This is a genomic window from Gracilibacillus massiliensis (assembly GCF_001458115.1).
Taxonomy (GTDB): domain Bacteria; phylum Bacillota; class Bacilli; order Bacillales; family Amphibacillaceae; genus Gracilibacillus; species Gracilibacillus massiliensis.
Window position 1 is genome coordinate 136,765 of the sequence record NZ_CZRP01000009.1, and the last position, 22,593, is coordinate 159,357.

The following is a 22,593-nucleotide window of genomic DNA, read 5'->3' on the forward strand; positions in this document are numbered from 1 at the left end:
TTAGAAAAACTCCGACATAGATTCTTCACCATTAAAATCTTCTTGAGTTTTAAACGAGTTTACTGTTACCTCGTAATCTCCGAAATTACTTTCGACCAGTCCAGTCTCTCCCAAGTTCAGATCATCATTAATACTGCTATCTGAAGACTCTTCTTCATTTGAATCATCTGTTGCTTGCTGATCATTCTCTTCATCTGAATTACATCCTATTAGTGCAATTGCTAAAAAAATTACTACTATTCCTAAGATCCATTTCCGCATAACATTACCTACTTTCTTTATTAATTTTTTACCTTTATCACTTAGAAATTGAAAAAAACCCAAATAAAAGAATATTATTGATAGATGTGTAATTAAAGAGGTATCGTTTCATCACTCTATTATTCTAATCACTAACTTCATTCGAATTAAATTCCCAAGTTAATGTTGTGGCACTGGATGCATAATTAAATACTAATTGATAATGTTCAGATTCTTCAGAGTCAAATAGTAGCTCTGCTTCTACCGACTCCCCTGGTGCAATTTCTCCTTTTAATTGATTAATTGACTCGAAATAATAATTTTCCTCTACGTATTCCTGATCATCAATTATTTCTGTACGATATATATCTTCACCAACAATAGGATCTTCACCTATATTTTTTACAGTGTAATCAACTAAAACAAAATATTTTAGCATTGGAGTGTTCTCATCAAACTCTTCTATAAATTCAAATGAGTTTACTGTTACTTCATAATCTCCTACATTGCTTTCTACCGTTCCTGTTTCACCTAAACTTAAGAAATCCTCGTTATTAGTAGTTGAACCTTTTTCTTCTTTACTACTTTCTTCATTTGCATCTTCAGTGATATCCTCTTCTTCACTTTCATCTGTTTCCTCATTATTAACTTCTTCATTACTGGTGTCTTCCTCTAGGTTTACTTGCTCGCTTTCTTCATCTGAACTACATGCAATTAATAGTAAAGATAAAAACAAACCTATAAGACAAAATTGTAGTTTTTTCATCTTGGCATCTCCCTTTTTACGAATTAAATCTATTTATCAACTGTCTATCTTACTAAAATTTTATATTTAAAATTCAATACTTTGTTGTTGCTTTTAAATATTTAAAACATTTTTTAAAAGTAACAAGAAAATATTGATAAAGGAATGATGAAAGCTTCCTACTTTCATCACCCTTTAATAAATAGAATTAGTCATTGAAGCTGATCTGTCTACTTGATGACATTCTTTTGTTATTAAAAGAAGTTTTCTTATGCAGCTCAACACTTTGGTAATTTTTAACACATCAATACTTTTGATTGCTCTTGAATAATTTTATTCTTCATTAGATTGTTCATCTTCAAAAAGTAGCCATTCTGGTTCATAAATACTGAGCATATAATAATCTGATTTCTTGACATCATAGACGAGTTCTCCAGTAGAGATTCCATTTTCTTCTTCAGTTAATTCTTTTGTTAGCTCTTCTTTTTCTAAACGAGACGAACTAAAATTTTCATCATTAACAGTAGATTTGATGAAGTTCAAATCATAACTGTGATCGCCAAGTAAATTTTCAAGTGTTATATCAATAACCAAAAATTTATCTTTAGAAGGTTGAACTCCATCTACCTCATCTACTAGTTTGAATGAATTAATTGTAAACTGTACATGGTCATTTGAGAGACCATCATTTATTTTCCGCTCTCCTTTTTCATCCATGGTTAATGCATCCGGGAATTTTTCAAATGCTTCTTCTCTAATAGCTTCCTTATCTTCTGAAGATTCATATTCTTCAGTATCAGTAGCACTTTCCTCTTCTGTATTATTTTCTTCTAAATTATTATCGTCTGTTTCCTCCTCCGATTGATCTTCTTCAACCTCTTCACTTGGTGTGTTGTCATCTTCAACTGGTTGTTCATTCTCTGCTTCAGAATTACAACCAATTAAAAACATGGTTAGTAATAATCCAATTAAAACTAATTGAATTCTCGTCATTTGAATCGCTCCTTTTTAAAAATCATCTTTCATACGCGCATACACGCTCTTAACTTGTGTTTTCCCCATAGGAGTCGCTGTATGCTTCCTACACTTGACATGGATTGTTCGAATTCTATCCTTTCTCTATATAATTATGTCTCCGGCTCTTACTCACTTACCTCATCCGAACTAAATTCCCAAGTTAATGTGGTCGCATTTTCTTCTAGAGATGCATAATTAAATACTAATTGGTAATGTTCCGATTCTTCGGAATCAAATAATAACTCGGCGTCTACTGATTCTCCTGGTGCAATTTCCCCTTCTAATTGATTAATTGACTCAAAATAAAGATTTCCTTCTGTTAGATCCTGATCATCAATAATGTCCGTTCGATAAATATCTTCTCCATTAATTGATGTATCACCTATATTCTTTACTGTGTAATCTACTAAAACAAAATAATCTAACCTTGCTGTGTTGCCATCTGCTTCGTCTACAAATTCAAAAGAATGCACTGTCACTTCATAATCTCCCACATTACTTTCTATAGTTCCAGTTTCACCTAAACTCAAGACTTTGCCGTTATCGTTAGTTGATTCCCCTTCATTTTCAGTGTCACTAACATCACTATCAGATGATTCATTATCAGTAACATCATCAGCATCATTTTCTTCGGTATTTCCGTTATTTTCTTCTTCAGTATCAGGATCATTCTCCTCAGGTTCTGTTCCGTTCCCATCGTCTGAACTACAAGCGATTAATAAGATAGCGATCAATAAAGTCATTATAATTAATTTTAATTTTGACATTGTATTTCTCCTTTTTTAACATTTTATTAAGCCATTTATTCCCAATAATTTTAGTATGAAAAATGAGCTTCTCTATTAAAAACAAATCTTCCCTCTTCTGTCTTACCATCGAGTGCACCAACAACATTCAGACTATCCGCAATTTGTGGAACAAAAATTAAATTTGCTGAAGTCTCGACGTTTCCTGTTACATATGTTTGTCTATCAACAAGATTGACACCAGTATTTTTTTCTATTACTGCCATGATTCTTCGTAACCTTGTATCACCACTTGGATTAATAAACAAGAATAACCTGACATAATCTTTGTAAGTTATCTCTAATTTATAAGGGTCTGTTACATCTTCATTGATTAATGGTGCCGTTCTACCTGCAGAGTATTTGTTAACATCATCAATCGAATTTTTCAGAGCATGGGCCAAAGCTGCAACAAAGACTGCGATTGGATGACCAGCCATACGGACTTCTTTTTGAGTAAAAGCATCAATAAACCTAATAGCAAATCTTATGGCGAATAGTTGACCTAGCGCCATTGAATAATTGAGTCCTGAAACATGTTGACCATATAAAATATATTCTACTTCTCTATTTTCAAACATATAATCATCTTTATTTTGAATACCAGTTGGGACTGCACTTTCAAAATGTAATAATATATACTCATTTACATATAATCTATTTCTAGCAGAAGCTAAAATACTGCCAATTCCTGAAAAGATGCTATCAACAATATCCATCGCACTCCCTGCACTATCACCAGCGTCTCCTTCTAAATCAATTGCTGGGATATCTCCTTCAGAACTCTGAGCATATTCATTATATTGATTAACAAACACTTCTAGCTCATCATAAACACCTTGATCATCTGCAATGGACTCTATATCATCTAGTTTTTCTCTTATCTCTTCATTACTTTCTTCTGCCTCTTCCTCTTGCTGATCAGTCTTTTCTTCATTTGTTTCTTTAAATTCCTTACGATCTTCTTCCATAATGCTCGAACTAGTGTTAATATCTTCTATGCTTGGATTCAAACTTGCTAATGCATCTTCTTGAATTTGTTCCAGTGCTGATGTACTAGAGAGATTGATATTCGATTCAATTGCTTCAAACAATCCAGAAACATTTTCCATTCGAGAAATTGCTTCATCGATAGGTCCTTTTATTTGGTCAAAAAATTCAGGATCATAAGGATAATCCTCTAATTTTGCGCTGTTTTTTTCAATTTCAGAAACTACGTCATCAACTTCTCCAGAGTTAACATCATCTGGAGGACCCTCAGCATAATCCTCTGCTTCGCCGTAATTATCATATGCATCTGAATTTCCTTCATTTATCGTGTCTTGGATATCCTCATTAAGTTCTTTTGCCTCTTCTATTCGATCACTAATGTCTTCTAAATCATCAAAAATATTTGTCGCTAATGTATGCATTTCAGAAGCTTTCTCTTCAGCTTGTTCTTTAAAGGTATCACGGTTATTTTCTTCTTTTTCAATCATTCCTTCAATATCTGGTATGGCTTCGTCGCCTAATCTAAGATTTAATTCAATATTTTCAATTTCTTCTTCTAATTCTTCAATTTCTTCCTCTAATTCTTCTACTGTTTTATGAGGATCTAGCTCTTCGCCATCTTGTAGTTTTTCTAGGTCTTTCTCTAATTTTTCTAATTCATCTTCTTTTTCTTTTAATTCTTTTTTAAAGTTCTTTTTATTTTGTTTTATATTTTCCATATCAGTTTCTAAATCTTCTATTCTTCCATCTGTTCCGGCATATTCAGCATAATGCTCCACTACATCTACAAAATAGTTTACGTTAGGATATGTACTATTTTCTGGATGAGTTAAATTCTTTTCAAATTTTGCTAATTCCGAGTCTAACTCCTCGTCTAGCTCCTTAAATTTTGTTTCAACTTCATCTAAGTGTTCTTCTCTTTCTTCAAAATCATCTTGAATTTTTTCTGCTGTATCAATAAAAGCAGATGTTTCTTTCATTGCTGTAGTTATGAATGAGAATTTTTCAATAAGCTCCTTCACAACTTCAATAGGTGCTTTATACTTCATTTCTTCCAATATTTGATGTTTTAAAATATCAGGATCCGCTAATGGTCTCGAAAATTCTATACTAGCACTTTCTACCTTTGGATCGATAAAGGTGAAGGCATCTGCATTTGAAGTAGGTTCTAGGTTTGTTTTTACTATTTCCTCGAATTCTCCTTGGTAAGCTGCTTCATCAATACCAAACAATCCATATTCACGTAAATCATTATCGTAACCTGCTAATGCTGATCTTACTGCACTTTGCACGGCGTATTCCGATTGTTGTTCAGCTGCTAGGATACGAGCATAATCAATCAGTACTGCATTAAAGAAAAACACAGCTGCAATGATTAATACAAAAAAGATCGATACAGCACCTTTGGTATCATGTTTTAATTTATACAAAAACCTTCTCAAATTACCCACCTCCTAGCAAGCCTCTTAATTACCGATATATTCCATTATCTCTTTCCCATAATGAACGACAAAATCTGTTGTGCGTATTAATTCAACAGGATCTTTAAATGAAGCTGTTGCAGTAGCTTTAAAATTATCATCTGAAATTAATTCTACAAAGTCTGGAAGTTTTAAATCACTAGATGCAGTAACTTTAATTCGGTGATCAAACCCCATCATGCCTAGCTGTTCAATTTCGACGGATCCACTAGTATACATTGCACTACCTTTTGTCTGGGCTCTATTTATTTTTGCTGCATCAGCGTTACTCAAGCCACCAGTATTTAAAAATTTCAGTATGATTTGCGTTCCAATAGCGTTTGAGCGCCAGTAAAGTCCATCGCCGCCATCCATTGAACTGTATTGTGTTTCTTTAAATTCACCTGTATCAAACTCTTTTTTACTGTTATCCCATGTAAAAGAAGCACGTTCCGCTATTAAATGTGCTTTTTGATAAACGACTACTTTTTGATAAATGACTAGACTAAATAAAATTAATGAAATTGTTACGATAAATATAATTGGAAAAATGAGGGATGCCTCTAATGTGAACATCCCCTTTTCATTTTTTCTGAATTTTTTCCAATGTTTTCGAATGGAAAGGAACATATGATAGTACCCCTTCTAAGAATAATATTATGGCTGTGGTGGAGTGACATCAATACCATCAATAATCTCTTCAACCCACTCAATAATGGTATTTCCAAAAAGGATAGCTACTCCAACAAGTACGGCAATAATCAATAAAAGCTCTAATGTACCTAACCCTTCTTCATTCGTCCATAAATTCGCGATAAACTGTTTCATGATCTATCACCTCCTTTAAATACTTTCTCTGTTTTTAATCTAACTATCTATTTTTTACATAATCCTTAACGCAGGATACGCCACAATAATAAGAACTGCGATAAAGATAAGTACCATTGGAAAAATAAGCTTAGAGGAAGCTTCTTCCCCTCTTTTTCTGGAAATGGCTTTTCGTTTCTCCCATAAATCTCGTGACAGTTCTCTTAAGGATAATGCTAACTGATTACCACCACGTTTATAATTTAGCAAGACCGTTGTAGTGAACACAGAAACTTCCTGTACGCCACATCGCTTACTAAAATCCTCCATGACACCACCAAAGGAATCACCATTTTTAATCTTGGTAACAGCATCTGTTAATTCTTTATATAAAGGGTGCTCCACATCCGATTTCATCATGGTACATCTTACAATTGCCTGTTGCACTGTTTCGCCTGCATTTACAAGTAAGGCAATTTTGCTAGCAAACTCTGGTAACTCCATGATAATATCTTGTTTTCGCTTATCCATTTTCTCGTCTAGCTTTCTAATTGAAAAGACCGGGATTAAAATTGCTAATACGATTGCTAAAACTACTAACCGTGCATCTCCACCATTTAATACAGCAAAAGCACTTCCTCCGGCTAAACAAAGTAATGCAATCGAAATAATTTGAGCGATAAACATTTTTGTATATTGAGGAACTTGTTTTCCAGCTGAGTATAGAATAGCTACTTTGAACTGTACTTTTGCTATAAGGGATGAAAGACGTTCCATTAAATTCAAACGATCTATTAAACATAAAGATGCAGGAGCCAGAAATAAAAATTGGAAATCTGCTTTGTTATCTTCAATAAATAATTTATATCGGTTACCTGCTAAAATAAAAAGTATCGAAATTATAGCAACAAACAATCCTAAGAATACTGCGCTTATTACCATCGTTTACACCTCAATATCCATAATTCGTTGGCAAATCCAGAAAGAAAAGATAAGAATGCCTAAACAAAATGTCATGATCACAGGTCCAAATTCAGACCATTGAAATAATGGTGCTGCATAATCTTTTGAAGAATAAGTAAGTAAAGCAATAATTCCAATTGGCATAACAGCCAAAGCGTTTGACTCGAACTTCTTCTGAGCAACCATTACCGATATTTCTTGCTGGATTTCGAATTTTTCACTAATCATGTGTGCCGTTCTTCTGATAACTTCAACTAAATCTCCACCTGTTCGCTTACAAGTGACAAATACATCTGTGAAGTTGGAGATATCTTCTACTCCTGCTCTTTCACTGAAATCTTCTAATGCACTTTCAATTGTTTCTCTGTTATCCAACTTCTTGTTGATTTGTTCAAATTCCTTGATAATCATTGTTTCTTTTCCTGGGTAGAGTAAGTAAAGATCGTTCGTTACCTCTTTAAATCCATTCTCAATGGATCTACCTGCGACTAATGCAGAAGACAATGAAAATAGTGCCTGTTGGAATTGCCGACTGAGTTCTGCTTTTCTTTTTTTAATTAATTTTTTCTTATGTAGTTTCGGGTAATATAACCCTGCCAGCGCGACGATTCCTGCTAAAATAATGTTTTGATAGAATACAAATCCAATGGCAAATAAAATTGCAAAAGCTATTAGTGCTATTAAAATAAATTCATGTGATTTATAACTATAATAATCGTAATTAGTCATACCATGATCATTGGTTGCTGCTTGATTTTCTTGCTTTTTTGACATTTTAGATGTTAATTTTTTTATTTTCTTTTCCTTTTTTACTTCTGACTCTGGTTCAGATGGCTGCTTGTTTTTCTTACGTTCAAATAAAACTAAAAGAAGAATTGCAAGGATAGAGACACCTACCGCAATAAAAATAATATTTTCGATTGTTCTCACCTCTTTTTTATAACGTTAATCCAGCCATTTCCATCTTCATCTGGTTCTTTAATGGTTCTCCGGTCTCTTGTAAAGAGCCTAGTACTTCACCATTTCGACCTTCCCCTTCTTCCACAAATTCATATAGCGGGGAAAGTTGTACCTCTCCATTCACAACACCAGTGACTTCACTTATAGCAACTACTTTTCTTGAATGATCCCGTAATCTTGTAAGGTGAACCATAATATCTATGGCTGAACTGATTTGCTGACGAATCACCGGAATAGGTAACTCAGCGCCGCTTAATACCATTGTTTCTAATCTGCTCAGCATATCTTTTGTCGAGTTAGCATGACCTGTTGACAATGATCCGTCGTGACCAGTATTCATCGCCTGCAGCATGTCTAATGCTTCCATACCACGAACCTCACCAACCACAATTCGGTCTGGCCGCATCCTTAATGAAGATTTTATTAAGTCACGGATCGTGATTTCACCTTTTCCCTCAGTATTAGCATTTCTCGTTTCTAAGCTGACTAAGTTTGGTACACTATTGATTTGCAGCTCGGCGGAATCCTCAATCGTGATAATTCTTTCCGTTCTCGGAATAAAGTTTGATAATACATTCAGGAAAGTTGTTTTACCGGACCCAGTACCACCACTTATAAAAATGTTATATTTCGCATTTACTAGTTGTTTAAGAAAAGATGCCACTTCTTCCGTAAGCGAGCCTTTCGCAATTAGATCTTCTATCGTTAGAGGTCTCTCCGGGAACTTACGAATGGTCATCGTTGGACCTTTGAGTGCTACTGGCGGCAAGACCACATTGACACGAGAACCATCCTGAAGCCTTGCGTCTACAATTGGAGAAGAAGCATTTACGGTACGATTCACCCTACCTACGATCATTTGAATAATATCTTCTAACTTTTCAGAACTTTCAAAGTGAACGCTACTTTGACTTATTTGCCCATGTTGTTCGATAAATATTTCATCATGCCCGTTGATCATAATTTCTGTAATAGAAGGATCGTCAATTAATGGTTGTAACACATCCAAGCCACGAAATGCATTGTACGTACGCTCAATGATCCATTTCATCTGGTTGGATGTTAAACGATGCTCGTCGGCTTGTTTAAAAACATAGAACTCGATATATTCATGCAATGCATCATCTTCCATGTTTTGTCTTTCGTTAAGCATATCTCTTACATGCTCAATAATCGATGGTACCAATTGTTGTTCGATATCCATCTCACACACCTACCTTTTGAAAGGTATGCATCAATTTTTCAACATATTCAGCAAATACAGGGTTATTTAACTGTTCTTTACTCACTAGTTGCTTCCATTCCGGGATATAAGGCAAATAACTATCAATCTCCACAGCTGTATCAGCTAGTTTGGGATCAACAGCTCCTGTATAACGATTTAAAACTAGTGTAACTCGATCACTGAAACTGCCATCATTTAAGAACCCATGTAGTTCTTCTAATAGATAACTAGTTTTATAAAAACTGTACATGTCATTTGATAATAACCATAAAACATGATCACTTTTCTTTAGTGCCGTTAAAACAGTGGAATTAATGGTACTATCTAAATCGATAACAATATAGTCATAGGTTTGTAGTGCTACAAGCTGTTCAATTAACAATTGAATTTCCTGCTCATTAAGGTCCATCATTTCTTCAGCACTCGGTAAGAAATAAAAGAACGGTATCGAAGTATCATCATCTACGACAATCATATCCTCCAACTTAGAAGGTAATTGATCTTTATTCGATTTTAAATAGTATAACAATGGTGAAGAAGATGATTTATCTTCAACATTAAATAGGAATGGATTTGTATTAATCAACTCTAAATTCAAATAGAAGACTTCTAATCCATTTTGTTTCATTTCATTGGCTAGATGAAATGCTGTTGTCGTTTTTCCAGCTCCACCTGATGCAGAGTACACGGAAATAACACTAGTTTCTCCACTAGATTGCATCTTTTTCTTTTCTTTTTTACCATTACGTTCATAATGAAAAGCTATTACTTGGGTAATAAGCTGCCCTAAGGGTTGGTATTTAAATAGATTTTTTTCTGTAGAATTCTCTGGAGTTTCTTCCACTAGATGTAGGGTTGTTTCTATGTGTGTATGTTCTTCATTAAGGTGGAAATCATTAGTAGCTTTCAACAGAATATCTGTTTGTTCTCCATTTTCTATGTATTGTTGAAAACTTCCTTCTTGTGAAAAGGACTTAACATCAAATCTTGCTGCATGTTCCGAGCTTCTAATATAGTTCGTAAATAATTCTATGTATTCCATATCCGGATCAAATAACACTAATCGCAGTTTTTTCATCCTCTCACCTCTTTCAGATCATATTTAATATTTTTAATAATCCACTGATTATAAAGACCAAGGATAGAATTCCAAGAATAGTTATTATTTTTATATGTAAAGACATTTTTTAATTCCTCCATTTACCTAAACCTAACAACTGATAAATTACGCCAAAACCCTTTGAATTCAAAGGGTTTTCAGCATTATTGGAAAAGTTTACTACATTATTAAAACATACTTACAAAAAATTGAAATAGGAAAATGGATTTGTTTTTCCATGAACAATTAGACTTACCTTTTTTTGTAATTAGGACTTTTGAATTTACTATATTTTCAATTTTAAAGAGATAAAATGCTTACAATTGCGTTGTGGTGGTAAATTAATCCAATAAGTGAATAGTCACATCATTTAAAAACAAATAACATGACACGGTGACACTTTTGTATACTAAAAATAAATAAAACAACAAAAAACCCCCTGAATAATTCAGGAGGCTCTATTTTATCTAGTCACTTTTTCTTAACTAGTGTATTATCTAATTTCTTTACCAGCCATAACTGGTTGAACTTGCGCATGTGATGTTTCTAAATTCATCTCTACTTTTAGTTTTTTTCTACGTGAAGTTATTTTTTCCACGACAGATAAAACTAGAAAAGTAAGCAGAATAGTTAAAGAAACCATGTATAAAGATGTCACCATAGTCAACTATCCCCTTTCCTTAAAAAAATTCTTCATTTATTAATGAATTTAACTATATAGTACCATATATTCTTAATATGTAAATAGACTTTACGAAATTCTTTTAAATTCTTTCGTATTCTCTTCATTTTCCTTATATACTCTAAATTTGCATCTAAATGAACTGGCTTAGAAACGCGATCATACCAGCTTTTATATAAAAATCATGAATAAATATTCATCTGTTTTTGGAATATTCTGAAATTTTGAAACGTATTTATGATATGATACGTATAGACAAACATACCATAATAAAGGGAGTGTATAGTAGATGAACAATCATGAAATTGACTATAAGTTGTATGGAGATGATATGCAATTTGTCGAGGTAGAATTAGACCCACAAGAGACCGTTATTGCAGAAGCTGGTGGATTAATGATGATGGATGACGACATCACGATGGAGACGATATTTGGAGATGGGTCCTCTAATCAAGGGGGAGGATTTGTAGGCAAATTAATTGGAGCTGGTAAACGAGTAATCACAGGAGAAAGTTTGTTTATGACGACCTTTACCAATCAAGGAGCTGGAAAAAAACATGTATCCTTCGCATCTCCTTACCCTGGCAAAATTGTTCCGATGGACTTAAGTGAAATGAATGGCAAGATTATCTGTCAAAAAGACGCCTTCTTAGCTGCAGCAAAAGGGGTATCTGTAGGAGTAGAATTTCAGCGTAAAATTGGGGCAGGTTTCTTCGGTGGTGAAGGATTCATCATGCAAAAACTTGAAGGTGATGGCATGGCTTTTGTACATGCAGGTGGAACGATTCATAAACGAGAGTTACAACCAGGCGAGAAGCTTCGCGTCGATACGGGCTGTCTTGTTGCCATGACGGGTGATGTTGATTACAACATTGAATTTGTTGGTGGGGTTAAAACAGCGTTGTTTGGTGGTGAAGGTATTTTCTTCGCAACCTTATCAGGACCTGGTACGGTGTGGGTACAATCACTACCATTTAGTCGATTGGCAAGTAAAGTATTTGCTGCTCTTCCTGAAAAAGGTGGAAATAAAGGTGAAGGCGGTATTGGTGGCGTCTTTGATTTATTTAACAAATAACGCAAAACAACTCCCTTAGTTCTTTTTTTATGAACTAAGGGAGTTTTAATCTTTTAACATTGCTTTAATTCCCGCAATATTAATTCCTTTGTCTATTAACTTTTTTATTTGTTTTAATCGATCAATATCATGTAACGAAAACATTCTTCTATTCCCTTCATTCCTTGCAGGTGAAATCAATCCCTGTTCTTCATAATAACGAATTTGTCTTCCACTAAGTTTTGTAAGATCTTTCACTACACTGATCGGAAAGGTGGCCATATGATCTGGAATATCATGATTCAACTTCTTCTCTCTCCTTTCAGGTTAAGGCAAGCTTGCAATGTGCGTATAAATATCTCTCAAATTGGTAAATCCCATCTCTTCCACTTGTTTTACATTTTCAGACCATAATTTCGCCGTTGCTGCTGCATCATATAATGCATGATGTCTTCGACCAATGTCTACACCATAATAATCACACCAGTCATCTAAAGTAACATACGTACTTTCGGGTGATACTACTTTTGTTAAAAAGGTTGTATCTATGAGGCGATGTTGAAAATTCGTTTTTAACGCGGTCCAACTAGCATGTTTCATAAATTGTTTCTCATGACTAGAATGATGCGCCACTAGAGTATCACTTCTTACAAACTGAAAAAATTGTCTTAACACTTCAGGTAAATCGGCGGCTTGATTTAATTCTGACCCAGTAATTCCTGTTAATACTTCTATTTCTTTCGGAGGGGGTAATTCACTATAGATGGTCTTATAAAATAGTTGGTCATCTAGTATTTCCGCGCCTTTCATTTTCACGGCACCGATCGAAAGAATTCTGTCCCCATTATATGGATAAAAACCTGTTGTCTCAATATCAAACACAACAGTATCTAAATCCTTAAAAGGTGTATTGAGTACATCCTTTTGCTTTAATTCTCGTTGTAAATTACGCATATACGCAATTTTTCTAGCATCTGTCTGACTTGATACAGGGTTAATATCGCTCATTTTTCCTGACATTTGTTTAATAAAATGAAGCATTTGATTCATTACCATTTAGAACACTCTTTTTTTAATGTATTTTTAGTCTGACTAAAAAGTTCTGAACCTTTTTTCATGTATTGCTTCAACTCCTGTTTATCACTTTTTGTTAATTGTTTCAAAGGAATATAATGTACTTCTTCGTAATTACTAGCCTGTTGAGCAAAACGAAACTTAAATTCTAATAAGCTCTGAAATAATGATTGATATTGTTCTAAATACGGATATTTCTCTTCTAAATTGGTAAAGCGATCTATTGTAGGTGCCTTTGTTGCTTCATTTGTTATAGCTAGCAATCTTAGAGAGTTTATATAAGGGAATAAGGTGGTTGTCTTAATATTGATTTGTCCCATCATTTTTCCTGATTGTTCTGGTAACAATTGTCCAAAAACACCGATCCCTTTTCTAATAAAATCGACATTATCTATTAATCTTGATACAACTTCGGGATGCTCTTTAATGTAATAAAAGATTACTTGTTTGATCTCTGCCAAAAAATGTTGATCCCCAATTAATACACGCGAATCAAAAAATGTTAAAAAATGCCTAAGTGATTGCCAACTCGTCTCTTCAAGCCATGTGGTTACTTGTTTTTCCCAATCTTGAACTGAGTTGGTCCACATCGATTCAGAAGCCATAACTTTACCTTCACAACGTTCATATCCTACTATTTCTAATCCTGATACGATTTCTTCTCCTAATAATAGAAAGTATTCTTTTTCTTCTTGATTACCATCATAGATGATGCCATGATCTTGATCACTCCAGATTGATTGCTCACTTCTACCGGCACTACCCATTAGAAAAAAAGCGAAGGGAGCAGGGACTTTTCCCTGCTCTTCCTCTACCTTCTTCATTGCAAGTTGGACGGTTTGTTCCATTACCTCATCATGAAGTGCATTGAGCTGATGATGATTTACTTGCTTTTGGATATGTTGCTCCCGATATTGTTTAATTTCTTGATAACCCATTTCGGAAGTCCTCTCCTTTAATTGAGAAGTAAACATTTATTTTGCCTGTTCCTCACTTGGATGTGGAATGTTCTCAGGATAACCATAGCTACCATGCTCACTTAAGTCAAGACCAATAATTTCTTCTTCTTCAGAAACTCGTAGACCACTCATTACTTTATCCATTACTTTCAGAATGATGAAAGATACGATAAATGCATAAGCACCACTAGCTGCTACACCTAATACCTGAACACCTAACTGTTCTAATCCACCACCATAGAATAATCCTGGTTGACCCCAATCCATTCCTACAGATAATTCATTTGTGGCGAAGAAACCTGTTGAAATCGTACCCCAAATACCTACAGTACCGTGAACAGATAGTGCAAAGATTGGATCGTCAATTCGAGCACGATCAAAGAATTTCATACTACCAACTACAATAATACCACCAATCACACCAATTAGAACTGCAGCCCATGGCTCAACAAAACCGCAAGATGCTGTAATTGCGACTAGACCTGCTAATGCACCATTTAACATAGTTGGTACATCTGCTTTTCCTGTTAGAGCCCAAGCAACAAATAATGCAGCAACTGCACCTGCAGCAGCACCTAATTGTGTATTTAAAATAACATAGCCAAAGAATGCATCAGAAACACCGAATGTACTTGCACCGTTAAATCCGAACCAACCTACCCAAAGTAGTAGAACTGCTAATGCTGTATATACTTGATTGTGTCCAGCTAATTCGTTTGATGAACCATCTTTATTATATTTACCAATACGTGGTTTTAAAATAATGGTAGCTGCCAATGCTGCCATTGCACCTGTTAGGTGTACTACTGTTGATCCTGCAAAGTCTTGTTTTCCGTGGTCCGCTAACCAGCCGCCACCCCAGATCCAGTGTGCAACTACCGGATATACTAAAGCTGAGAATAATACTGCAAATACAACGTATGCTGATAATTTTGCACGTTCAGCAAAACCACCGAAAGCAATCGTTAAAGCGACTAACGCAAACATCATTTGGAACATAAAATCAACTGCTGGAGATAATCCGTCTCCACTAAAGGATGTATCACCATAAAAGAAATTTGATAATCCAATGAACCAGTTTCCTTCACCGTAAATAAATCCATAACCCACAGCCCAAAATACAAGAGATCCAATTCCAGCTGTAAAAATTGTTTTACCAGCAATATGTCCAGCATTTTTCATTCTCGTTGAACCAGCCTCAAGTAAAATAAATCCTCCAAGCATTAATAAAACTAAGAAAGTACCAATAATGACCCATAAATTATCCATAAGTACAATTTCCATAATGTTTTTCCTCTCCTTGTAAATAATATTAACATCAACTGTTAAACATAGTGTAAGACGAAATCAGACTATTCACAATTTTCATGTCAGATTATCTAACAAGGTTTTTAAAAACCTATCCTTCTGCGATTCATCTGCTTTTAAACTGCATTACTTATATGAAAGTAAAAGAGCTTTGCAAGAAGAACCACTTGATTTACAAGATAAAGAGATAATTTGCAAGAGCAACTGTCTCTTTTGCAAGATAAAACGAGTATCTGCAAGAGCAACCGCCTCTTTTGCAAGATAAAGCGAGTATCTGCAAGTATAACTGCCTCTTTTGCAAGTTAAAGCGAATATCTGCAAGTACAATTACCTCTTTTGCAAGAAGAGATTAATGAGAAGATAATTAAACAATAATAAAAGCCCTTTTCTTTTATTCGAAAAGGGCTTGTTTGTTTATTCAATTTCTTCTAATAATTCATATGCTTCTTGATCTGATTGCACATGTAACAATTTATCTCTAAATTCATCATCCATTAACTTACGTGAAAGCATTTGTAAAATCCTCAAGTGTGCATCGCCTTCTGCATGTTTCGGTACAGCAATCATAAAAATCAATTTTGCTAATGAACCGTCCGCACTATGCCAATCCACTCCATCTTTTTTAATACCGAAAACAACACGTGGAGCTTTGACAGCATCTGATTTACCATGAGGAATTGCTACATTCATACCAATACCTGTAGAGCTTTCTTCCTCACGGGCTAATATTGCTTTTCTAAAATCATCTGATGATGTCAACGCGTTCTCACTGTCTAATTTTGCTATCAATTCATCAATAACACTATCTCTGGAAGTTGCATTTAAGCTTGTATCAATTAAATTAATATTTGTAATATCTGTTAATTTTGTGATGTTCTCTACTTTTTGTGCGGATGGTTCAGTCGCAGTTGTTTGTGCATCTGAATCCTGTGGTGTTTCTTCATTTACTGGACGATCAACATCCTTTTTCAAGAACTTAATCATAAAGGCTGTTACGATGGCACCGATGATAATCGCTACAAAAAACATCAAGACATTATCAACTGCACCTAATATCCCGACGATTGGTCCACCATGTGCTACTCGATCCCCTACACCACTTAACATCGCGATTACGGAACCAGTCATCGAACCAACCATAATACTTGGGATAACACGCAAAGGGTCTTGTGCGGCAAACGGAATCGCACCTTCTGTAATCCCAAAGAAGCCCATTGTTATCGATGCTTTACCTGTTTCTTGTTGTGCTTTTTCAAACTTATTTTTAAATAGTAATGTTGCTAACCCTAAGCCAATTGGTGGAACAGCAATCGCTACTGCAATCGGACCCATTATTTCATAATTACCTTCCCCGATCATAGCAGCACCGAATAAGAACGCTACTTTATTTACAGGACCACCCATGTCAAAGGAAATCATTGCACCAAGTATAAGTGCCAATAATATAGAGCTTGTTCCTTGCATTCCTTGTAACCATCCAGTGAGCGACTCAAATACTTGTGCAACTGGGGCACCAATTAATAATACAAATAAAAGGCCAACAACTAAGGAGGATAACACTGGAATAATAATAATCGGCATAATCGGTTGCATCATCTTTGGAACTTTGACTTTCTTGATCCATAGAGCTACATACCCTGCTAAGAAACCTGCAATAATACCACCAAGAAAACCTGCACTTGCTTCACTTCCGTAAAAACTACCATTCGCTGCAATATAACCACCGATCATACCAGGTGCTAAACCAGGACGATCTGCAATACTATAAGCGATATAACCTGCCAAAATTGGTACCATGAAGCTAAATGCTGCTGCACCAATTTGTTCGATCGTTTTCCAGAAAGAATCTTCAGGGATTACGATTCCACCTTCACCTGCTTGGCCACCAATCGTTAAAGCAATCGCAATTAACAAACCACCGACAACGATAAATGGTACCATGAAGGAAACGCCATTCATTAAATGACGATAAATTGGATTTTGTTTTGTTGATTCCGAAGAAGTAGGCATCTTATCTTTGTTACTGCTTCCTCCTCCATTAAAAACGGGGGCATCATCACTTAATGCCTTTTCAATTAAGTTCTTTGGATTACGGATTCCTTCTTGAACACCTACCGCAATTAATTTTTTACCAACGAACCGATCTTTTTCAACCGCTTTATCTGCTGCAATAATGATCGCTTCCGCCTCTTCAATTTCGGCTGATGTTAGTTCATTTTCAGCCCCGATTGATCCTTGTGTTTCTACTTTTATATCAATTTTCATTTCTTCCGCTGCTTTCTCTAAGTTTTCCGCAGCCATATACGTATGCGCTATGCCATTCGGACACGAAGTAATCGCTAATACTTTCATAAACATTCACTCCTCTAATTTGTTTATTAAGGATAGTATACCCTGATTTTTTTGTTTCAAAATTGCGGATTATTACCAAAACTTCTGGTAAAAAGGAATTATTAAGAAAAGCGCAGAGCGCCCGTTTAGAAACGTAGCGATTGGAGCGAATCAACTGAGATAAAGGAATCACGGTGAGCTTGCGAGCCGATGATGACTTATCGTAGGGCGATTTCGTGAAGTCGCCTAGTTTCTGGCGCTTGGAGCTAGACATGACGCCGCTTATGCTTTCTTACTTATTAAAAAAGTCTTTATGCATATATCTGCATAAAGACTTAGTCCATTAATGATAACAATGTATGAATATCTCTTTCTTTTGTTAGTTTAGCTACCTTTGTTGGGTTACCTGCCAACCTTGAAATTTGATGAAATAACCGTCTTCGTTTTTCAGAAGATTCTTGTTTTAAAGCAAGAAACAATACTAGAGAGACCGATTCTGTCCCCCATGTTATCGGCTCCTTTAACGTTGCGATCACTATTTTTGATTCTTTCACAAGATTTGGATCACCATGCGGGATAGCGATACCCCCTCCAATTGCAGTAGCGGCTGCTCGTTCACGCAATAAAGCTTGGTGACCGTAATCCGCTTCTACTAGTCCATCATGTTCTAATCGCTCTGATAATTTTTCGATTATTTCAAATCGATGGTCTAAGTGGAGGTGAATAAACGTGTATTTCTCCTCCAGATAACTTTTCAATACCGAAGCATTTTCAACTTCTGTTTTGCTTTCCACTGTTAACATCTTTCGCAATTTAGCTCTATCTTTTTCATTAAACAAAGGGGTAACCGTAATAGATGGTACATTTAACTCTTCTAAAGGTACTGTCGATACGATCAAATCTACAGAATGTTCCGTTAAAAAATCATCTAGTTTATTCTGGGGTAAAGTTGCTACAATCTCGATCTCTTGAAAAGCCGTTGCAATTTTTGATCGTAATATTTCTGAAACGCCAATTCCCATATGACAAACTACTATTATTTTCTTCAAACTATCTTGCTTACTTTTTAAGCGTTCCATAGAAGCTTGGTAGTGCAAGGTTAAAAAGGCCACTTCATCTTCTGGTATTTCATATGGTAATTCACCTTTCATGTCTTGTAATACATTTACCAACGCGTCAAACATAAATGGATACATTTGTTTAATATCCATCACCAATGGATTTTGAACAGGTAACGTATATTTTAACCGATTAATTACGGAATAAAGATGAATCTTGAGGCCATCTTTCAGCTTAGCGTCATTATAAAATGGTACTAACGCTAATATGCTAATGCGTTTAGTTAATTTTTCCATAATCTGCTCAGCCTGCTGATCAACTTCAATATCATAAGGGTAATCGCCATCTTGTTGTCCTCGAAATTTTGCTCCAATAAATTGCATGGTTAAATATCCGATTTCATGTTCCGGCAATTGGATGATAAAACTCTGCTCAATTTCTTTCACAACTTCTAACATCCATTGGTATTCTTTCTTATCTGTGATTAATTTGAACTGATGATCACTTAATTCCATACGGTGTCCCGTCTTCGTTCTTTTTATCATTACCAGGGTATAAAGAATTAAATGTTTGATACTTTCATCGGTTAACGGCATACCGTTTTTGTGAATAAACTTTGAAAATAATTGCTCAATTATTTTCACTTCATGTTGTGCAAACTGTTGGTATAAAAAAGAATTGGCTATTTCCAATGCTTCTCCATTATATTCATCTATATGTTGTAATGCATATCGAATGTCTTTTTCTTCCGCTTCGACGACGATACCTACTTTTTGTTTTTTAATAAGTTTCACATTTTTCTTTGTTAGCCATATTTCCAGATGATCTATTACTTTTTTCATGGTTGTTTGAGAAACATAGTATGTAGCAGCTAAGTGTTGTAATGAAGTGCTTTCATTAGTGAGCAGATCAAATAGTATCTTCATTTCTTCTTCTTTTTCTAGCATATTCCGTTCTGAAGTCCAATTAGATTGGATTGATGACAGCATCTCTTGTTTCTCATGTTCTTCAATCTCAACCGATACACCCACACCAGGTTTTCGGACAAGCTGCCCGTTACTAGATTGTGCTATAAAGGATTCGATTACTTGCAAATCATTTCTAATTGTTTTTTCGGAACAGTTGAATTCCGATGCTAATTGTTGAACTAATAGTACTTCTTTCTCCATTAGTAATAAATCTCTTAAAATTTGTTTTTGTCTCTCCCTCATAAAATTACCACCCCTAGACTCCATTTAACTTTACTACACATCTATAAGTACCGCAATTTAATGATTTTACGTATTAAAAAAACCGGGAAAGACCATCCGATTTATGTAGTGGTAATTTTGAAATGGATAATAGATTTAACACCCGCTTCGGCTTGCCCACTTCGCTTTCCAGGGGGCGTGTCTTCAGCTAACTTTTGTAAAGAAGTTCACTTTACAAAAGTGGATCTTCAGATCACGCTGATCCCCTAGGAGTCGAAGTGTCCGCCTGCGCTAAATAATGCGCTACAATGGATGTAAGTAGTGATATGCCGACGTTTTATTTCATATTGTTCATAAACCTTGACATGTTAGCTGTCACAAACGTTGTAGAGCCACTTTATAGCGTAGGCCGTCCGCTTCCACTCCTACGGGATGATTTTCGCCTAAGATCCACTTTGGTAAGTGCTCTTCGCTTACCGAAGTTAGCTTAGGCGAAAATCCCGTGGAAAGGGAAGTGGACAGCCGTAGCGGTGGAGGCATTTACACTACATTTCAAAATTAACTACTTCGATAACAAATGCCTTGCTATTGCTGATTATATGCTTTCCTAACGTACAAAAAAGCCACTACCTAAAATTGTAGTGGCTTCAAAAAATATTATAATAATTGCCCAAACACATAAGTTATTAAGAACCATAGAATTCCGAAAAATATGATCAAATAAGTGATATACTTAATTGCCGCAACTCCAACTTTACTAGAGTCTGTTTTCTTTTCTTTTTTTTCAATTTCGACATCTTTATTTTGATCCATTGCAATTCTCCTCTCTGTGGTAGCTTACTAATTAAATACCCAAAGGAGAAAAGTATAAAACACGCTTAATAAAAAATAGGTGAAAAGCATTAGAATTCATAATTGCTATAGTTCCGATTATTTCGCTCTAATTTGATCCTGAAAACCAATTTCTTTATGGGATCCATCACAAAAAGGTTTGTTTTTGGATGCTCCACATCTGCATAGAGAGAATTTCGGTTTTGTTTCAAACGGATTCCCCTCGGCATCTACCAGTTCAACATCTCCGGTAACTAAAATCGATCCATTATCTCTTACTTTCAATTGTACTTTGTTATTCAATTCTTCACTCATCTTTATTACCCCCTAGCTAAATTTTATCGATTCTTCTTCCTTCTGTCTATACTATTTTCTGTATAAATTATTATGACTTTACACACATTAAGGTGAAAGGTGGGATCAAGTATGGAAAAACAAGAAAATATTCATTATTTTGACCAAGCGTTAGAAGATTACAAACGTGGAACAACGAAAATGAAACAACATTTACCAGAAATGACAGAGGGCTATTTTCATTTTACTGAAGAGGCATTTAAGGCAGGTGCTATCGATAAAAAAAGTAAACAATTAATGGCACTAGCGATAAGTATTTATGCACAAGACGAATATTGCATTATTTATCATACCAAAGGTGCAGTCGAGCACAATGCAAGTGAAACTGAAATCATGGAAACCTTAGCGATTAGTGCTGCATTAGGTGGTGGAGCAGCCTTTGCTCAAGCAGTCACCCTGGCTATGGATACATATGCATACTACCAAAAAAAGCTTCATTAGCGCTCAAGAGTATGGAATTTATTAAATAAAGATAAAAGAAGTAGAGAAATCCTCTACTTCTTTTATCTTTTATAATTGATAAGGTGTTTCTTGGTATACATAATAGTTCAACCAGTTAGATATTAGCATATTCGAATGTGTCCGCCACTTTAATTTTGGAGTTTTGGTTGGATCATCGTTCGGAAAGTAATTTTCAGGCAATATTGGGTTCAACCCTGCCGCACTGTCACGATCATATTCTTTTTGTAACGTAAAAGCATCGTATTCAGGATGACCAGTAACAAAAATTTGCTTTCCGTCGGTAGAAGCAACCATGTACACCCCAGCTTTTTCTGATTCACTTAAGATTTTTAACTGAGGAATTTTCTCAATATCTTGTTTACAAACATCTGCGTCACGTGAATGTGGCACTAGATACTCTTCATCAAAGCCACTTAAGATTTTCTCTCTAGGGTCATTTAACGTATGTGTATAAATGCCTGATAACTTTTCTGGCATAATATATTTATCAATCCCAAAATGATAATAAAGACCTGCCATAGCACCCCAACAAATATGCAATGTAGAAGTAACGTTCGTTTTACTCCATTCCATAATTTGCGTTAATTCTTCCCAATAGGTCACATCTTCATATGGTAATTTTTCGATAGGTGCTCCTGTAATAATGAGACCATCATATTTATTCGCTTTTACATCATCAATCGACTTATAAAACTGTTTTAAATGCTCGGGTGATGTGTTTTTCGAAGTATGTGTGTTAGTATGCAAAAGCCCAACATCTATTTGAAGAGGACTGTTTCCTAATAAACGTAATAAATGGGTTTCCGTTTGTTGCTTTAATGGCATTAAATTTAATATTAATATTTTTAAAGGTCTTATATCCTGAGTAAATGCCCTGCTTTCATCCATAACGAAAATATTCTCTTCCTGCAATTTGCTCTTAGCTGGTAATAAATCCGGTACTTTAATAGGCATTTTTTGTTCTCCTTTTTTATAGAATAACCTTTTATTTAAATTTG

At 35.0% G+C, this 22,593-nt stretch carries 22 protein-coding genes and 1 pseudogene; 2 read left to right on the plus strand and 21 right to left on the minus strand.

Annotated features, from left to right (window positions below; genetic code table 11):
* The 12 genes from BN3107_RS01550 to BN3107_RS19695 form a co-directional block, all read right to left on the minus strand.
* Positions 1–261, minus strand: a complete 261-nt coding sequence (locus tag BN3107_RS01550; RefSeq protein WP_058305883.1) for a hypothetical protein — start codon at positions 259–261, stop codon at positions 1–3.
* A gap of 124 nt (positions 262–385) precedes the next feature.
* Positions 386–1,006 carry a DUF4352 domain-containing protein gene (locus BN3107_RS01555; RefSeq protein WP_058305884.1) on the minus strand — a complete coding sequence of 207 codons (621 nt, stop codon included), beginning with the start codon at positions 1,004–1,006 and terminating at the stop codon, positions 386–388.
* 312 nt (positions 1,007–1,318) lie between these two features.
* Complete coding sequence (locus BN3107_RS01560; protein WP_058305885.1) at positions 1,319–1,978, minus strand: DUF4352 domain-containing protein; 660 nt, start codon at positions 1,976–1,978, stop codon at positions 1,319–1,321.
* Positions 1,979–2,127: 149 nt separating this feature from the next.
* Positions 2,128–2,769, minus strand: coding sequence for a DUF4352 domain-containing protein (locus tag BN3107_RS01565; protein WP_058305886.1), 642 nt, complete (start codon positions 2,767–2,769; stop codon positions 2,128–2,130).
* A 50-nt stretch (positions 2,770–2,819) separates the two neighbouring features.
* Positions 2,820–5,219 (minus strand): DUF5702 domain-containing protein, encoded by a 2,400-nt coding sequence (locus BN3107_RS01570; RefSeq protein WP_058305887.1) that lies wholly within the window; start codon positions 5,217–5,219, stop codon positions 2,820–2,822.
* A 24-nt stretch (positions 5,220–5,243) separates the two neighbouring features.
* Positions 5,244–5,867: a TadE/TadG family type IV pilus assembly protein gene (locus BN3107_RS01575; protein WP_058305888.1), complete on the minus strand. Its 624-nt coding sequence runs from the start codon at positions 5,865–5,867 to the stop codon at positions 5,244–5,246.
* A gap of 27 nt (positions 5,868–5,894) precedes the next feature.
* Positions 5,895–6,065, minus strand: a complete 171-nt coding sequence (locus BN3107_RS19250; RefSeq protein WP_077065022.1) for a Flp1 family type IVb pilin — start codon at positions 6,063–6,065, stop codon at positions 5,895–5,897.
* A 54-nt stretch (positions 6,066–6,119) separates the two neighbouring features.
* A complete protein-coding gene (locus BN3107_RS01580) occupies positions 6,120–6,986 on the minus strand; it encodes a type II secretion system F family protein (RefSeq protein ID WP_058305889.1) in 867 nt (288 codons plus the stop codon).
* A 3-nt stretch (positions 6,987–6,989) separates the two neighbouring features.
* Complete coding sequence (locus tag BN3107_RS01585) at positions 6,990–7,937, minus strand: type II secretion system F family protein (RefSeq protein ID WP_231735232.1); 948 nt, start codon at positions 7,935–7,937, stop codon at positions 6,990–6,992.
* 7 nt (positions 7,938–7,944) lie between these two features.
* Entirely contained in the window at positions 7,945–9,171 is a 1,227-nt protein-coding gene (locus tag BN3107_RS01590; RefSeq protein ID WP_058305890.1) for a CpaF family protein, read from the minus strand.
* Position 9,172: 1 nt separating this feature from the next.
* On the minus strand, positions 9,173–10,270 hold the full coding sequence (locus BN3107_RS01595; RefSeq protein ID WP_058305891.1) for an AAA family ATPase: 1,098 nt from the start codon (positions 10,268–10,270) through the stop codon (positions 9,173–9,175).
* 514 nt (positions 10,271–10,784) lie between these two features.
* The gene (locus tag BN3107_RS19695) at positions 10,785–10,952 is read right to left on the minus strand and encodes a hypothetical protein (RefSeq protein ID WP_156416102.1); all 168 of its coding nucleotides are present in this window, start codon (positions 10,950–10,952) and stop codon (positions 10,785–10,787) included.
* Positions 10,953–11,262: 310 nt separating this feature from the next.
* On the opposite strand from BN3107_RS19695, the gene BN3107_RS01600 reads away from it, so the two are divergent.
* The gene (locus tag BN3107_RS01600; protein ID WP_058305892.1) at positions 11,263–12,048 is read left to right on the plus strand and encodes a TIGR00266 family protein; all 786 of its coding nucleotides are present in this window, start codon (positions 11,263–11,265) and stop codon (positions 12,046–12,048) included.
* 63 nt (positions 12,049–12,111) lie between these two features.
* Here BN3107_RS01600 and BN3107_RS01605 read toward each other — a convergent pair.
* The 8 genes and pseudogenes from BN3107_RS01605 to BN3107_RS01635 form a co-directional block, all read right to left on the minus strand.
* Positions 12,112–12,309: pseudogene (locus tag BN3107_RS01605) on the minus strand (MerR family transcriptional regulator); the annotation flags it as partial.
* Between the two features lie 45 nt (positions 12,310–12,354).
* Positions 12,355–13,083 (minus strand): exonuclease domain-containing protein, encoded by a 729-nt coding sequence (locus BN3107_RS01610; protein WP_058305893.1) that lies wholly within the window; start codon positions 13,081–13,083, stop codon positions 12,355–12,357.
* Positions 13,077–14,039 carry a DUF294 nucleotidyltransferase-like domain-containing protein gene (locus BN3107_RS01615; protein WP_058305894.1) on the minus strand — a complete coding sequence of 321 codons (963 nt, stop codon included), beginning with the start codon at positions 14,037–14,039 and terminating at the stop codon, positions 13,077–13,079. The genes BN3107_RS01610 and BN3107_RS01615 overlap by 7 nt, the downstream gene beginning before the upstream one ends.
* Positions 14,040–14,075: 36 nt before the next feature.
* Positions 14,076–15,344, minus strand: coding sequence for an ammonium transporter (locus tag BN3107_RS01620; protein WP_058305895.1), 1,269 nt, complete (start codon positions 15,342–15,344; stop codon positions 14,076–14,078).
* Positions 15,345–15,782: 438 nt separating this feature from the next.
* Positions 15,783–17,720 carry a PTS fructose transporter subunit IIABC gene (locus BN3107_RS01625; RefSeq protein WP_058305896.1) on the minus strand — a complete coding sequence of 646 codons (1,938 nt, stop codon included), beginning with the start codon at positions 17,718–17,720 and terminating at the stop codon, positions 15,783–15,785.
* Between the two features lie 314 nt (positions 17,721–18,034).
* Positions 18,035–19,969: a BglG family transcription antiterminator gene (locus tag BN3107_RS01630; protein WP_058305897.1), complete on the minus strand. Its 1,935-nt coding sequence runs from the start codon at positions 19,967–19,969 to the stop codon at positions 18,035–18,037.
* A 636-nt stretch (positions 19,970–20,605) separates the two neighbouring features.
* Entirely contained in the window at positions 20,606–20,761 is a 156-nt protein-coding gene (locus BN3107_RS19925; RefSeq protein ID WP_170862720.1) for a hypothetical protein, read from the minus strand.
* Between the two features lie 117 nt (positions 20,762–20,878).
* Positions 20,879–21,094, minus strand: a complete 216-nt coding sequence (locus BN3107_RS01635; protein WP_058305898.1) for a CDGSH iron-sulfur domain-containing protein — start codon at positions 21,092–21,094, stop codon at positions 20,879–20,881.
* A gap of 111 nt (positions 21,095–21,205) precedes the next feature.
* Between BN3107_RS01635 and BN3107_RS01640 the strand changes: the two genes are divergently transcribed.
* Positions 21,206–21,574, plus strand: a complete 369-nt coding sequence (locus tag BN3107_RS01640; RefSeq protein ID WP_058305899.1) for a carboxymuconolactone decarboxylase family protein — start codon at positions 21,206–21,208, stop codon at positions 21,572–21,574.
* 69 nt (positions 21,575–21,643) lie between these two features.
* On the opposite strand, the gene metA is transcribed toward BN3107_RS01640, so the two are convergent.
* On the minus strand, positions 21,644–22,549 hold the full coding sequence (metA, locus tag BN3107_RS01645; RefSeq protein WP_058305900.1) for a homoserine O-acetyltransferase MetA: 906 nt from the start codon (positions 22,547–22,549) through the stop codon (positions 21,644–21,646).
* Positions 22,550–22,593: the final 44 nt, after the last annotated feature.

What these genes read in the sequence shown, in the direction of transcription:
- BN3107_RS01600 (WP_058305892.1), top strand. Translation starts at nt 11,263, where the DNA reads ATGAACAATCATGAAATTGACTATAAGTTGTATGGAGATGATATGCAA.
- BN3107_RS01590 (WP_058305890.1), bottom strand. Translation starts at nt 9,171, where the DNA reads ATGGATATCGAACAACAATTGGTACCATCGATTATTGAGCATGTAAGA.
- BN3107_RS01620 (WP_058305895.1), bottom strand. Translation starts at nt 15,344, where the DNA reads ATGGAAATTGTACTTATGGATAATTTATGGGTCATTATTGGTACTTTC.
- BN3107_RS19250 (WP_077065022.1), bottom strand. Translation starts at nt 6,065, where the DNA reads ATGAAACAGTTTATCGCGAATTTATGGACGAATGAAGAAGGGTTAGGT.
- BN3107_RS01640 (WP_058305899.1), top strand. Translation starts at nt 21,206, where the DNA reads ATGGAAAAACAAGAAAATATTCATTATTTTGACCAAGCGTTAGAAGAT.
- BN3107_RS01575 (WP_058305888.1), bottom strand. Translation starts at nt 5,867, where the DNA reads ATGTTCCTTTCCATTCGAAAACATTGGAAAAAATTCAGAAAAAATGAA.
- BN3107_RS01565 (WP_058305886.1), bottom strand. Translation starts at nt 2,769, where the DNA reads ATGTCAAAATTAAAATTAATTATAATGACTTTATTGATCGCTATCTTA.
- metA (WP_058305900.1), bottom strand. Translation starts at nt 22,549, where the DNA reads ATGCCTATTAAAGTACCGGATTTATTACCAGCTAAGAGCAAATTGCAG.
- BN3107_RS01580 (WP_058305889.1), bottom strand. Translation starts at nt 6,986, where the DNA reads ATGGTAATAAGCGCAGTATTCTTAGGATTGTTTGTTGCTATAATTTCG.
- BN3107_RS01550 (WP_058305883.1), bottom strand. Translation starts at nt 261, where the DNA reads ATGCGGAAATGGATCTTAGGAATAGTAGTAATTTTTTTAGCAATTGCA.
- BN3107_RS19925 (WP_170862720.1), bottom strand. Translation starts at nt 20,761, where the DNA reads ATGGATCAAAATAAAGATGTCGAAATTGAAAAAAAAGAAAAGAAAACA.
- BN3107_RS01595 (WP_058305891.1), bottom strand. Translation starts at nt 10,270, where the DNA reads ATGAAAAAACTGCGATTAGTGTTATTTGATCCGGATATGGAATACATA.
- BN3107_RS01555 (WP_058305884.1), bottom strand. Translation starts at nt 1,006, where the DNA reads ATGAAAAAACTACAATTTTGTCTTATAGGTTTGTTTTTATCTTTACTA.
- BN3107_RS01625 (WP_058305896.1), bottom strand. Translation starts at nt 17,720, where the DNA reads ATGAAAGTATTAGCGATTACTTCGTGTCCGAATGGCATAGCGCATACG.
- BN3107_RS01635 (WP_058305898.1), bottom strand. Translation starts at nt 21,094, where the DNA reads ATGAGTGAAGAATTGAATAACAAAGTACAATTGAAAGTAAGAGATAAT.
- BN3107_RS01615 (WP_058305894.1), bottom strand. Translation starts at nt 14,039, where the DNA reads ATGGGTTATCAAGAAATTAAACAATATCGGGAGCAACATATCCAAAAG.
- BN3107_RS01560 (WP_058305885.1), bottom strand. Translation starts at nt 1,978, where the DNA reads ATGACGAGAATTCAATTAGTTTTAATTGGATTATTACTAACCATGTTT.
- BN3107_RS01630 (WP_058305897.1), bottom strand. Translation starts at nt 19,969, where the DNA reads ATGAGGGAGAGACAAAAACAAATTTTAAGAGATTTATTACTAATGGAG.
- BN3107_RS01610 (WP_058305893.1), bottom strand. Translation starts at nt 13,083, where the DNA reads ATGGTAATGAATCAAATGCTTCATTTTATTAAACAAATGTCAGGAAAA.
- BN3107_RS19695 (WP_156416102.1), bottom strand. Translation starts at nt 10,952, where the DNA reads ATGGTGACATCTTTATACATGGTTTCTTTAACTATTCTGCTTACTTTT.